The sequence below is a fragment of the Actinomadura rugatobispora genome, assembly GCF_042656285.1.
Taxonomy (GTDB): Bacteria; Actinomycetota; Actinomycetes; order Streptosporangiales; family Streptosporangiaceae; genus Spirillospora; species Spirillospora rugatobispora.
The window spans coordinates 97,355-111,138 of sequence record NZ_JBHSON010000076.1; the positions used below are offsets into that span (position 1 = coordinate 97,355).

Sequence of the window (13,784 nt, forward strand, 5' to 3'; positions counted from 1 at the left end):
TATCTCCGTATCCAGGCTGGAGGACGCGGACGGCCGCCGGTAGTGCCGGACCACAGGGGAAGACGTGGGCCCGTCACAAGGTCACATGACAGATGTCACGGGAAGGCCCGGCGGAGGCCCCCGGCCGGGACCGGGACGGTGACCGGGGGCGGCGGGGCCACCTCGCGGGCGGACGCGCGGATCTGCCCGGCCGGGTTCCCGCGCCACACGGCGTTGGGCGGGACCTCCTCGCCCTTCATGAGGAAGGAGTCGGCGTCGACCGTGGCGCCCTCCCCCACCGTCACCCCGTAGTGGATGAAGGACTCGACCCCCAGCGTGCAGCCAGCGCCGAGCGCGATGCGGTCCAGCTTGAAGACGCCCTCCTCCAGGGAGTGGCACTGGATCGTGCAGCCGGCGTTGAGCGTGGCGTCGTCCCCGATGGTGACCGTTGTCCGCTCCGGCATCTGGCAGCCGTCGTCGAAGACCCGGCGGCCCATCCGCACGCCCTGGAGGCGCCACACCAGGTTCCTGAACGGGGTGCCGTTGAACGGCGTCGGCCCGCTCAGCTTCCACAGGCGCTCGTGCCACCAGAAGTACGGGTCGTAGATCGAGCACAGCCGGGGCCTGAGCGAGCGGAACCCCGCCACGGCGCGCTCGACGAGCGCGGCGTAGACGACGGCGGACACCAGGCTGGTGAGGACCGCCGTGACGATCGCCAGCGCCCGGTTCCCCTGGAACATCTCCTCGGAGACCGTCCACAGCGTGGTCACCACGAAGAAGCCGAACCACCTCACCAGCAGGAAAAGGCCCATCGTGGCGAGGTTGTAGCGGTTCTTGCCGGAAAGGCGCCGGCGGAACTCCGCCCCCGTCTCCAGGTGCTCGAAGGCGCGGTCGCGCTGGACGAACCGGGGGATCTCGAAGGGCGGCGAGCCCAGCAGCCCGATGCCCTCGCGGGGCCGGCCGTCCACGGGCAGCGCCGTCTTCGTCCCGAGCAGCACGTTGTCGCCGATGGCGGACTGCGGTGTCAGCACGATGTTGTTGCCGAAGAAGGTCCGCGCCCCGATCCGCACCTCGGCCACCCGGAACGAGGTGCTGGAGTAGTCGGCGTTCATGATCGACAGCCCGTCGGAGACCATCGTCCCGCTGCCGACCGTGGTCCGGTACGGCGAGTGGTGGCGCAGCTCCGTGCCGAAGTTGGTGCCGGTCTGCACGATCGGGCGCGCGAAGCGGTACCCGAGCACGCGCAGGTAGGGAACGATGTAGGAGCTGTCCCCGAACAGCAGGGTGTAGAACTTCGCGTTCGTGGCGCGCCTGACCGCGTTCTGGGCCCAGAAGTGGATGCCGTAGAGCCGGTAGACCCGGCCGGGCCTGACCAGGAGGCCGACCAGGCGCGGCAGGGTGACCACCAGCACCAGCCCGGCCAGCCCCCCGCCGAAGAACAGCACCAGCGACATCACCAGGGCGTCCCGGAAGAACGCCACGCTGGCCAGCCCCGCCGGATGCGGGCCGATCACCCGGTCCAGCACCGGGACGTACGAGAATCCCTCGACCAGGATCACCGTCGCCAGCGGCATGGTGACCGTGAGCATGACGAACAGCTGCGTGAACCCGTAGGCGAACCTCCTCAGGGTGCCGCAGCGGGCCCCGGGGATCGGGACGTAGTCGGTGGCGGACCCGGTGGGCCGGGCCGGGCAGCCGTGCCAGCGCTCGCCCGCGGGGATGACCTGCGAGGCGTGCAGGGAGGAGGCGTGGCCCAGCTGGGCCCGGTCCCCCATGGCCGTGCCGATGTCGAGCACGGTCTGCTCGCCGGCGAACGCGCCCGCGCCGAGGGTGACGCGCCCCGTGGTGATCACGCCGTCGTCGGCGCGGTAGCCGGCCATCGCGACGCGCTCCCGGATCACCGTCCCGGCGCCGACGCTGATCAGGTCGGTGCACACCGGGGTGCGGGAGAAGATCACCGCTCCGCGGCCTATCCTGGCCCCCAGCATCCTGAGGTAGAGCACGTACAGCGGGGACCCGGCGAAGAGCATCAGCGGACTGGTCCGGACCAGCGTCTTCACCGTCCAGAAGCGCACGTAGGACAGGCTCCACACGCGGATCTCGCACGGTTTCCAGCGTCCGATGAGCGCCCATTTCGCCAGGACCGGCACGACGCACAGGAACCCGAAGAACACGCAGCCGTAGAGCACGCCCCGCTGGTAGATCTCGACGGGCCCCGACGCGGCGGTCACCCACTGGTACCCGAGGGCGACCTGGGCGCTGAGGAAGACGGTCCCGAGGAACAGCAGCAGTTGCAGGACGCCGCACAGCACGTACTGCGAGGTCCGCCTCGGCGCCCGCACCACCGCCGTGGCCCCGCCCTGGTCCGCGCCGCTCGCGTGTTCGGCCGCCGCTCCGGCGGCCGCCGGGCCCGGGGCGTCCAGCATCGCGGCCAGCTTCCTGACCGTCGGGTTCTTGTAGACGTCGGCCATCGAGAGCGCCGCCGGGCCCGACCGCTCCCGCAGCGCGGCGAGGGAGCGCGCCATCAGCAGCGAGTTCGCGCCCAGGTCCTCGAAGAAATGGGCGTCGGCCGGGACGCTCTCCAGGTGCATGACCTCGCAGAGGATGGCGGCGAGGAGCCGCTCGGTCGCGGTCGACGGAGCGGAGTGGCCGTTCCCGGAGACGGCCATGCTGCGCGGGCCCTTGGGCACCGGAAGCCGTTTGCGGTCGGCCTTGTCGCTGGGGAGCATCGGGATGACGTCGAGCTCCTCGAAGTACGCCGGCACCATGTAACCGGGCAGCCGTTCCCGCGCGCGCCGGTGCAGGCGCTCGCGGTGGCCGTTGGCGTGGTGGCCGCCGGCGTGGCCGTTGCCGTGGACGTGGCCGTTGCCGTGGGCATGGCCGTTAGCGAGGGCGTGGCCGTTGCCGTGGCCGTTGCCGCTCCCGTGGCCGTTGCCGTGGCCGTTCTGGCAGGTGTAGTACGCGACGAGCTCGATCATTCCCGGCTCGGGCTCGTAGGTGCCCACCACCGCCTGCGCGATCCCCGGCACCTCCGACAGCACCGACTCGATCTCCGACAGCTCGATCCGGTAGCCCCGGATCTTGATCTGGGTGTCGATGCGCCCGTGGTACTCGATCTCGCCCTCGGCGTTGAACCGGCCCAGGTCCCCCGTGCGGTAGATCCGCCCCGACGGGTTCGGCTCGATCCCCAGGAAGTCGCGCACGAACCGGCGCCGGGTCAGATCGCCGCGGTTGACGTACCCGACCGCCAGCCCCGGCCCCGCGATGCCGATCTCGCCGCTCCGCCCCGGCTCCAGCGCCCGGTCCTCCACCGGGTCGAGGATGACCACCGAGTACGTGGGCAGCGGGACGCCGATCGTGACCGGCCGGTCCGGACGCAGCTCCGTCCAGGTCGCGGTGACGGTCGCCTCCGTCGGCCCGTAGACGTTCAGGAACCTGCGGCCGGGCCGGTGCCACCGCGCCACCAGGTCCTGCGGGCACGCCTCGCCCGAGACCAGCAGGAAGCGCAGCCCCGGAACGTCGCGGTCCAGCGTGGCCAGCAGCGTCGGGACGCAGCACAGCGCGCTGATCCGCCGGTCCCGCAGGAACTCGCCCAGCTCGGCGCCGACCAGCGCGGCGCCGGGCGGCCTGGGCACCAGGGTCGCCCCCGCCGCCAGGGGCACCCAGATCTCCTCGACCGAGAAGTCGAAGGCGATCGTCATCCCCTGGTACACGCGGTCCGACCCCTCGATGCCGTACACCTCGCCCGCGACCCGCACGAAGTTGCAGATGGCGGAGTGCTCGATCGCCACGCCCTTGGGGCGTCCCGTCGAGCCCGAGGTGTAGACGATGTAGCACAGGTCGTCGGCCGGGACGCCCTTCTCCGCGTCCGTGAGGCGGTGGCCGGGACGCTCGGCGACCCGCGGCTCCGCCTCGTCCAGGCAGAGGACCTCGGCCCCGGCGTCCCGCAACTGGTCGCGCAGGTGCGCCAGCGACAGCACCGTCCGGACGCCCGCGTCCCCGGCGATGAAGGACAGCCGGTCGGGCGGGTAGCCCGGATCCAGCGGCACGTACACCGCGTTGATCTTCAGGACGGCCAGCATGCCGACGTAGGAGTGGACGGCCCGGTCGAACAGCAGGCCGACCCGGTCACCGGGCCCGACCCCGCCCGCCAGCAGGTGGCGGGCCAGCCGGTTGGCCCGGGCGTCCAGCTCGCCGTAGGTGAGCGTGAAGTCGCCGGCGTCGACGGCCGGTTGGCCGTGCGGGCCCTCCGCCCGCAGCAGATCGCAGCGCTCCTCGAACAGGTGCTCCAGGCGCTCCCCGTTCCGCCAGCGCGTCCCCTGCCCGCTCCTCGAGCAGGCCAGGACGTGCCCGGCCGAGATGTGGCCGATCGCCCTCCCGAGGGTGGCACAGTCGATGCCGTTCGCCGTCATCCTCGCTCCCCAGGACTGGTAACCCATCAATTACCACTCGTGATTCGTGACGATGTCGGGCCCGCGGGGTGGTGCCCACCAACACCATTGCGAGTCTAGTTGGCCCAACCCCGGACGAACCTACCCCCAGTGGCCGGTAATCGCCTTCACGGCCGATCCCGACCGGCAACTTGACTCCTGGAGTCACCGCGCTTTTCCTCGGCTTTGACAGCGCCGCCGCGCCGTCGGCTCCGGATGGCCGGAACGTGACCGATCATGTCCTCGGGATTTCCGGATTCCGGACCGGGCGGCCGCCCCCGCGGGAAGCCCCCGGAACGCCTCGCCGCACTCGGCGGTCCGGGCATCCGGCCTGCTCAGCGCCCCGGGAGCCGCCGCTACCCTGCGGTACGCTGACCGGAAGGCGCACGGGGGCGCCTGGGGCACCGCACCGTCACGGCCCACCGCGACCGCGACGGGCCGGAGGCCCCGTTCACAACCAGGGCAGGTGATGGCCCATTGAAATGGCGACACTCGAACGGTCCTTGACGTCGACTTTCACGGTGCTTGCCATGGATGTTTTCGATCTGCTCGAATCCGAGGTCCGGAGCTATTCCCGGAGCTGGCCAGCGGTCTTCGACACCGCCCTGGGAAGCCGTCTCTACGACGAGACCGGCCGCCCCTTCCTCGATTTCTTCGCGGGGGCGGGGGCGTTGAACTACGGCCACAACAACCGCCACCTCAAGAAGCGGCTGCTGGACTACCTGAACGGCGATTCCGTCGTGCACAGCCTCGACATGCGCACGGTCGCCAAACGACGGTTCCTGGAGGCCTTCCAGGAGATCGTGCTGGCCCCCCGCAAACTCCGGTACAAGGTCCAGATGCCCGGCCCGGCCGGAACCAACGCGGTCGAGGCCGCGCTGAAGCTGGCCCGCAAGTACACCGGCCGCCAGACGGTCGTCAGCTTCACCAACGCCTTCCACGGCATGTCCCTCGGCTCGCTGGCCGTCACGGGCAACGCCATGAAGCGCGGCGGCGCGGGCGTCCAGCTCGGGCACTCGGTCACCATGCCCTACGACCACTACCTCGACCGGCCCTCGCACCTCCCCCTCCTGGAGCGCATGCTCGACGACAAGGGCAGCGGGCTGGACCAGCCCGCGGCCGTGATCGTCGAGACCCTCCAGGGGGAGGGCGGAGTCCACACGGCCGGCCCGCAGTGGCTGGGCGACCTGGCCGACCTGTGCGAGCGGCACGACGTCCTGCTGATCGTGGACGACATCCAGATGGGCTGCGGCCGCACCGGCCCCTTCTTCAGCTTCGAGATCGCCGGGATCGTCCCCGACATCGTCTGCCTGTCGAAGTCCCTCAGCGGCTACGGCCTGCCGCTGGCCCTCACCCTGCTCCGTCCCGAACTGGACGTCTGGGAGCCGGGCGAGCACAACGGTACCTTCCGCGGGACGGACCCCGCCTTCGTCACCGCCACCGCCGCGCTGGACTTCTGGACCGGCGACGGCCTGGAAGGCCAGACCCTCGCCAAGGGCGAGCGGGTCAGGACGGCCCTCGAGCGGATCGCCGGCGACCACCGCGACGCCGTCGCCGAGGTCCGCGGCCGGGGGCTGGTCTGGGGCCTCGCCTTCGCCGACCCCGCCCGGTCGTCGGCGGTGTGCCGGGCGGCCTTCGAGCGCGGCCTGCTGATGGAGACCTCCGGGCCCGAGTCCGAGGTCGTCAAGCTGCTCCCGCCGCTCACCACCACCGATGAGGAGCTGGCCGAAGGGCTGGAGATCCTCGCCCGGTCGGTGGACGCGGCCTGCGCGCGCTAGCCCGCGGCTAGCGTTGGCGGGGTGCAACCCGATCTGGACGAGATCGAGGAGCGCTTCGTCGCGCTCCTGGAAGGCCGCGAGACCCGGGACGCCGTCGACCGCTGGGCGGGCCGATGGTTCGCCGACGACTCCCTGGAGTGGGACGAGGTCAGCCTCTGGGCGCTCGACAAGCTCTACGGGATCGACATGGGCCACGGCCCCGGCGGCGCCTACCTCCACGACGAGGAGCAGATCCGGGGCTGGCTGGACCGGCTGCGCGAACTGCGCCGGCAGGAACGGCAAGGGTGAGGCCCGGAGACCTTCATCGGTCTCCGGGCCTCACCGGTCACGGCAGGGGTCAGGGCGTTCCCCCCTGGGGATTCATCTGGGGCTGAGGCTGCGGCACCCCACCGGGCTGCTGCGCCCCACCGGGCTGGCCGGTGCTGCCGGACTGCCCCGTCCCGCCGGTCTGGCCGGAGCCGGTCTGGCCGCTCTGGCCGGGGCCGACAGGCTGTGCGGGCTGTGCGGGCTGCGTGCCGCCGGTCCCGGTGCTACCGCCGGTACCGCTGCCAGGGAGCCGGCCACCGGACCCGGGCCCGGTCTGCCCCGGCTGCTGCCCCTGCTGGCCCGGCTGCTGCTGACCGGTCTGGCCCGGCGGCGGGGGCGGCGAGGTGCAGTCGACGTCCGGAGCGGGGCCCTTCACGCCCTTGCACCAGGCGATGTACTCCTGATAGGTGCGCGGACGCTTCTTCGTCGTCCACGTGCCGTTCCCGTTGCCGTTGCCGTTGCCGTTCCACGTGCCGTGGCCGTTGCCGTTGCCGTTGTTGTTGTTGCTGTTGCCGTTCCACGTGCCGTTGCCGTTGCCGGTCTGGCCGCCGTAGGGCTTGGCGACGTGCTCCTTACTGAACCCGTTCCACATCGGGCCGATGTACGTGGCGTCCTTTGTCGATATGTCCTTGGACGGCCGGGTGAGCGGATTACCGCAGTTGCACTTCACCACCGGCGCGCCGGACTGGTCCACCAGGACGCCCATGCCGGCCTGGAGCACGGCGGTGGTGCTGGTGTCCTTGCCGCTCTGGTACGAGTGGTTCATCACCAGCGTGTCGGTCTTCAGGTACGTGGGGGTGAGATGCGACAGGTAACCGGGGATCTGCTGGGTGCTGATGCCGTGGGCGTCCGCCCAGGCCTGAGCCTTGGCGGGCTGCGCCTGGAGGGTGGCCGCCAGCTTGACGGGGTCGCAGGGGGCCGAGTGCCCGACGCTGCCCGTCGCAGGCCCGGTACCAGGCAACTCGGTGCCCGGAGTCTGCCGGTAGCCGGACGCCGGCCCGGTGCCCGGCAGCTCGGTGCCCGGCGTCTGCCCGCTGCCCGTCGCCGGCCCGGTGCCGGGCAGGCCGGTGCCCGGCGTCTGCGCGCTGCCGGACATGTGGTCGGTGCCGGCGGTGGGCGTGTACGGGGCGGCGCCCGGGGTGCCCACGGTCATGCGGGTGATGGTGTCGGCGTTGGCCTGCCCGTCGGCGAAGGCCGAGTAGGCCGTGGAGACTCCGCCGATGGCGAACACGCCGGCCAGCGACCCGAGGGCCACGCGGCGACCGATGTTCTTAACCGTGCCCAATTGCACTCCTCTTCAAGGGCCATTTTTTCGGACACCTACTCCGATCCCGCTCCGGCCGGATTTGTGCGTAATTCGACGCCCATATGGCGGCAAAAAGCAGACCAGCCATAGAGAAACGCCGTGCGGGCAAGGGATAGGGCGTCCGAGCCGGGGCCCGGAAGGGGAGATCAGCGCTGGTAGCCGAGCCCGTGTCCGAACGGGTAGAGGGTGCCGGCCTGGTCGCGGACGGGAATCGTCACCGGCAGCCGTCCCACCGGATCGAGCTCGCCGAACAGCACCTTGGCCGCCGATCGCAGCGCCTCGGCGGTGTGGGAGTAGGTCGCCACGAAGGTGGTCGCCTCGGTGAAGTAGGCGATGTCGTACGGGTCGCGCGCGGCGATGACCACGACGGGCTTGCCGGTGGCGACCAGCGCCTTGACGAGGTTCATCTGCCCGGGGCCGTTGTGCGGGCTCTCGGGCTTCACGTCCCAGGCCCGGTTGGTGACGGCGACCACCAGGTCGGAGTCCCGCGCGGCGGCGACGGCCTGGTCGATCTGCGCCTGCCCCGGGCTGAGCCCGCTCTCCCGTACCGCCGTCGTGGCCCCGCGCCTGGCGATCTCGGCCGCGAGGGCGCCGGTCGGGGCGGCGCCCCATCCGGCCACGAGCACCTTCCGCGCTCCCGGGCGCAGCGGGAGGACGCCGGCGTCGTTCCTGACCAGGGTGGTGGTGCGGTCCGCGGCGCTCTGGGCCGTCGCGAGGTGCCGCGGCGCCCCGACGATCTCGTCGATCCTCGACTCGTCGGCGTAGGGGTCGCGGAACAGCCCGCGGCGCTGCTTGAGCTCCAGGATCCGGTAGACCGACTCGTCGACGCGGCGCTCGGTCAGCTCCCCGCTCCGGACCGCGGCCACCACCGCGGCGAGCTGACGCGCGAACACGCCGTTGCCGGCGGCGTCGGCGGGGGGCTTGAGGAGCACGTCGACCCCGGCCTTGAGCGCCAGGACGGGGACGCGCTCGTCGCCGTACTTGTCGCGGACGCCCTGCATGTCCAGGGCGTCGGTGACGACCACGCCGCGGTACCGCAGCCGCTCGCGCAGGATGCCGGTGAGGATGGGCCGGGACAGGGTGGCCGGGTCCCGCGAGGCGTCCAGCGCGGGGACGATGATGTGCGCGGTCATGATCGAGTCGACGCCCCGCTTGATCGCCTCGCGGAACGGCGGCAGGTCGAACCGCTCCCACTCCTCGCGCGTGTGGCCGATCTCGGGGACCCCGATGTGGCTGTCGGTGGTGGTGTCGCCGTGCCCGGGGAAGTGCTTGATCGTGGCGGTCACCCCGCCGTCCCGGTACCCGGCGGCCTGGGCGGCGACGAAGTCCGACACCAGCGCCGGATCGGAGCCGAACGACCGGACGCCGATCACCGGGTTGGCCGGGTTCACGTTCACGTCGGCGTCGGGCGCGTAGTTCTGGTTGATGCCGATCGCCCGCAGTTCCCGGCCGGTGATCCGGGCGAGGGCCCGGGCGTCGGCCGTGCGGCGCCCGGCGGCCAGCGCCATGCTGCCGGGCGACTGCGTCGCGGGCGGCGGGACCCGGGCGACGACGCCGCCCTCCTGGTCGGTCGCGATCGTCGCGGGGATCGGGACGCGCTGCGCCATGGCGGCGCGCTGGATGCCGTTGGAGAAGGCGGCGAGCTGCCGCGGGCTCGCCACGTTGGCGGGACTCGCGGCGTAGTAGATGAACCCGCCGGGACGGTACCGGGCCATGACCTGGCCGGCGTTGTCGACGCCGTACAGCTTCCGGTTGGCGGCGACGTCCGCGGGGTCGGCGGTGTCGGCGCTCTTGCCGTACACCTGGAGGACGAACAGTTGCGCCGCCTTCTCCTCCAGCGTCATCGACCGCATCAGCCTGAGCAGCCGCGGGTCCTTGCCGTCGGCACGGGCACCGGGCGCGGCGAGGCAGCTCGCCGCGACGGCCGCGGCGGTGAACGCGGCCAGGCACCGGTGTGCACGGGAACCGGCCATGTCGGCTCCTTCCGCCCCCCGAAAGATGATCACTTTCCTCGCACGCTAGCCCGGCGCGGACCGCCCGTCCACGGCAAGGATCGACGACGCTCAGCCAGGTACCGCCAGATCGGCGAGGTCGGCGAGGATCTCGGAGGCGGTCACCGGGTCGAGCGCGCCGAACGGGCGCGCGTCCCGGCCGTCCGGGGCGCGGTCGCCGGGCGCGTCGCCGAGCCAGATCTCGCGGAGGCGCTGCTCGGGGTCGTGGTCCAGGTTGCCCACCAGGAAGCCGGGGTCGAGGTTGACGACGAGGTGGAGGCCGCCGGGCAGGGGCCGGGAGATCCATCGTTCGACGCCGTTGTCGAGGGGCATGCCGCGCTCCCAGCCGCGCCGCGTCAGGCCGAGGACCTTCCCGAACGGCACGCTCAGCCCCTCGAAGCGGGACAGCCGCACGGCCTCCCTCTCCTCCTCGGACAGCTCGTGGACGGGACGGGCGAGCTGCGGGAACGGCTGGACGATCTCGTAGTCGGCGAAGACCCGCGACCAGTCCCGCACCGCCGTCCCGAGCGTCACCGGATGCGCCAGTCCGATCGCGGCGCCCGCGTCCGGCGTCAGCGTGTCGTCGGCGGCGTCGGCGAAGGTGCGGTCCTCGGCGAGGCGGAACGCGACGCCGTCGCACGTCCACACCAGCCGCCGGGCGATGTGCCAGACCAGGGGATGGCGGACGACCAGGTCGCCGAACTCCCGCGGCGTCCAGGTGCGGCCCGTGACCATCGCCCGCTCCAGCCGCCCGACCTGGTCGGCGGCGACCGTCCTGACGTTCTTCTTCAGCTCGCCGAACGCCCGGTGCGCCTCGGGCGCGAGGACGGGGTCGTCCTTGGCGCCCGGTTTGGGCAGGGCCTTGCGGCGCGTGCCGTCCTCGTCGGTGACGTACGGCTTGAGCGCCTCGTCGAAGCCCACCCGGAACCGGCGCGGCCCGTAGTCGAGCGTCATGCCGCCGGCGGCGTCGAGGCCGAAGTCCGGCACGAGCCGGTCGGCGAGCTGCTCGCCGCTGAGGCCGAGGCCGTCGGCGACCGCGCCCATCTTCCACCGGGCGTAGTCCTTGAGCGCGGTGAACTTCGCCTTCCGCGCGATGCCGTCCAGCAGCGTCAGCGCGGTCTCGGAGCCGATCAGCGCGAGCGCGTCCACGCCCTTGACGGCCTTGGAGTGGCCGTTCTGGCCGGGCCAGGCGCCGATCAGCGGGGCCAGGGCGCGGGCCGCGTCGTCGTCGCCGAGCAGGCCCAGCGCGGTGAGCGCCCACGCGTCGCCGGCCTGTTCGCCGTGCTCCCGCCAGCGTCCGAACAGGTCGCGGGCGAAACCGGCCAGCGACCCGGCGTCGCAGGTCTCCCGCAGGACGGCGGCGCCGGGGTGGGGTTCCTCCGGCGTGGACATCGCCAGGATCGTCAGCGCGTGCCGTACCGCCGGGCCCGGCAGGGCCCGGCGCCCGTCCTTCAGCAGGACCTGCGGCAGCACCGCCGGATCCGCCCAGCCCGGAAGCTTCGGGATCTTGGGCGCGGGCGCGTCCTCCGCGCCGTCGGCCAGCAGCGTCTCCACGGCCTCGGCGGCCGCGTCCCCGTGGACGCGTGCCTCGGCGACGACCGCCGGGCCGCCCAGGTCGTCGGCCAGCAGCCGCAGCGCGGCCTCGGCCGCGCGGCGCCTGCGGCCCGGCCGTCCGAGGGCGTCCGGCACCAGCAGCGGGACCGCGTCCCCCCGGTGGCGGGCCAGCCACGCCCCCGCGTGCGCGCGGGCCGTCTTGAGCCGCACCAGCCAGTCGGCCATCATCGCCGCCACCTCGGCGGTCAGGAAGGGGACGAGCAGCGGGCCGCAGTCCCTCGGATCGCTCCTGGCCTCGGCGACCAGGATCGGGAGGGCGTCCAGCTCGTAGCGGGCGGCCAGGACCCTGCCCCAGTCCTCGGGCGCGTCGGTGTAGCTGTGGGGGTCGTTCAGCGACCAGCCGGCCAGGAGGGGGCGGGTCAGCTCGTCCGGGCCGATCACCAGCACGCCCAGTTCGAGCCGGCCGGTCAGGCGCCCGGCGGCGAAGTCGGCGGCGTGCCGGTCCCATCGCGGGGTCCTGTCGCACACCGGGGGACTCCCCCAGGTGTTGCTGACGCCGCCTCCCATCAGCTCCGTCGGGTAGAGCAGCTTGGTCCGCGCCCAGCGATCCCGCTCGTCCCGGGCCCAGCGGACGGCGTGCCGGTCCGGGACGGCCAGGCCCTTGACCACGACGGCCCCGGCCTTGGCGGGGGCACGCGTCCACGGCGGGTCGGCCAGCAGGGCAGGCAGGTCGCCCGGGGCGGCCTCCGGCACCCGGGACGTGCTCCCGATGATCGCCTCGACCGCCGCGCGGGCCGGAGCGGGAAGTACCGGCAGCGCCGCCTCGGCCAGCTCGCGGTTGCCGTGCACGTGCTCCTCGAGCAGGTCCGAAGCCCCGGCGGCGGCCAGCTCCCGCAGCGCCCGGACGGGGAACCGCTTCATCGCCTTCATCAGCTCGGCGCTCACCTGCTTGCTGGAACGGCGCTCGACCAGCGCGCGGAACGCCTCGTCCGACGGCAGGACGCCCAGCACCTCCAGCAGCGCCTTGCGCCGCGGCGCGGAATTCGACATCCGGTCCAGGGCATCGGCCATGAGCGGAGCCACGGCCGGGCCGACGCCCTCGGCGAACGCGCGCAGCGTCTCCGGGTGGTAGCAGTCGGGATAGGTCAGCGTCGCCCAGTCGCCGAGCAGGACGAGTTGCTCCACCGAGCCGAGGGAGCTGAGCAGCAGGTCGCGCGGCACCGCCGTACCGGGATCCTCGCAGAGCTCGGTCACCCAGTCCTGGCGGGTCGGGACCAGGTAGGCGGTCAGGACGCGCTGCCTGAACAGGGTGCGGTACCCGGCGAGCCGCTCGACGGCCTCCGCGTACTCCGCGTCGGTGGCGGCGGCCAGCAGCGTGCGGGCGCGCAGCGCGCCGTCCTCCAGCAGCACGCCGTCGGCCCTTCCCGGCTCGACCGCGCGGACGGACTCGCTCCGCCACCCGCCGGGCGCCTGCACGATCTTCACGTCCAGGGCCGCCATCTCGGCGAGCGCGCAGGCCGCGAACACCACGCCGTGCGCGAACGTCCAGGCGTCCACGTGGTCCTCGCCCAACCGGGCCCAGCCCGTGGTTCCCAGCGCGATCAGCGCGACGACGGCCGCGCCGCGCGGGTCCGGGTCGCCGCCAAGGTGGGCACGGGTCGCTGCGGCCAGTGCCGGGTCGGTGCCGGGCGCGCCCAGGACGCGGTCGATGTCGTCCCGGGCCTCCTCCAGGAACGCCGCGACGGTCTTCGCCGCGCCCCCGTCCAGCGTGATCTTGGGTCCGGGGGCCCCGCCGCGGCGAGGGTGGATGCGGCGCCGCCAGCCGCTCGGGATGACCAGGTCGTCCTCATCGGGGAGCGACGGGAGGTGATCGTTCATGGCGCCTCACCGTAGGCCCGGCCGCCGACATCCCACCGCGATTCGCCCCAATCCCCAGGCGCTATCGGTGGCCGTGGTAGTGCGGGGCGTCCATCGGGGGGACGGGGAATCCGGCCGTCGGAGTGACCTCGCGGACGATCTGCTCGTCCTTGTCGCCCTCGCCGCGCAGCAGTTCCCACAGGACCGTGGCCACCAGCACCACGCCGGCGACGATCGCGGTGTACAGCGCGATCTGCCGCATGTCGTAGCCCTCGTTGCGCAGCGCGCGAACGGTGGCCACCAGCAGGATCCAGCCGAGGGAGGCCGGCATCAGGACCTTCCAGCCCAGCCGCATCAGCTGGTCGTAGCGCACCCGCGGCAGCGAACCCCGCAGCCAGATGAAGAAGAAGATGAACGCCCACATCTTCACCAGGAACCACAGCACCGGCCACCAGCCCGTGTTCGCGCCCTCCCACACCGTGGAGATCGGCGCCGGGGCCCGCCACCCGCCCAGGAACAGCGTCGTCGCCAGCGCCGACAGCGTGGCCAGGTTGATGTACTCCGCCAGGAAGAACATCGCGAA

7 protein-coding genes are annotated in these 13,784 nt (G+C 72.7%); 2 read left to right on the forward strand and 5 right to left on the reverse strand.

The genetic code is table 11. The annotated features are described in order from the left end of the window. Window positions 1-95 precede the first annotated feature (95 nt). Entirely contained in the window at window positions 96-4,391 is a 4,296-nt protein-coding gene (locus ACFPZN_RS40280) for a Pls/PosA family non-ribosomal peptide synthetase (RefSeq protein ID WP_378287842.1), read from the reverse strand. A gap of 548 nt (window positions 4,392-4,939) precedes the next feature. Here ACFPZN_RS40280 and ectB point away from each other — a divergent pair. Further along, window positions 4,940-6,187 (forward strand): diaminobutyrate--2-oxoglutarate transaminase, encoded by a 1,248-nt coding sequence (gene ectB / locus ACFPZN_RS40285; protein WP_378287843.1) that lies wholly within the window; start codon window positions 4,940-4,942, stop codon window positions 6,185-6,187. Window positions 6,188-6,208: 21 nt separating this feature from the next. Continuing rightward, complete coding sequence (locus tag ACFPZN_RS40290) at window positions 6,209-6,475, forward strand: hypothetical protein (RefSeq protein WP_378287844.1); 267 nt, start codon at window positions 6,209-6,211, stop codon at window positions 6,473-6,475. 49 nt (window positions 6,476-6,524) lie between these two features. Here ACFPZN_RS40290 and ACFPZN_RS40295 read toward each other — a convergent pair whose 3' ends face one another. From ACFPZN_RS40295 to ACFPZN_RS40310, 4 genes are all read right to left on the reverse strand, one after another. Continuing rightward, the gene (locus ACFPZN_RS40295) at window positions 6,525-7,778 is read right to left on the reverse strand and encodes a DUF6777 domain-containing protein (protein WP_378287845.1); all 1,254 of its coding nucleotides are present in this window, start codon (window positions 7,776-7,778) and stop codon (window positions 6,525-6,527) included. A 167-nt stretch (window positions 7,779-7,945) separates the two neighbouring features. Beyond that, complete coding sequence (locus ACFPZN_RS40300; RefSeq protein ID WP_378287846.1) at window positions 7,946-9,772, reverse strand: glycoside hydrolase family 3 protein; 1,827 nt, start codon at window positions 9,770-9,772, stop codon at window positions 7,946-7,948. 90 nt (window positions 9,773-9,862) lie between these two features. Beyond that, window positions 9,863-13,222 carry a DUF4132 domain-containing protein gene (locus ACFPZN_RS40305; RefSeq protein ID WP_378287847.1) on the reverse strand — a complete coding sequence of 1,120 codons (3,360 nt, stop codon included), beginning with the start codon at window positions 13,220-13,222 and terminating at the stop codon, window positions 9,863-9,865. Between the two features lie 61 nt (window positions 13,223-13,283). Then, a partial coding sequence (locus ACFPZN_RS40310; protein WP_378287848.1) for an NADH-quinone oxidoreductase subunit H occupies window positions 13,284-13,784 on the reverse strand: 501 nt, incomplete at its 5' end.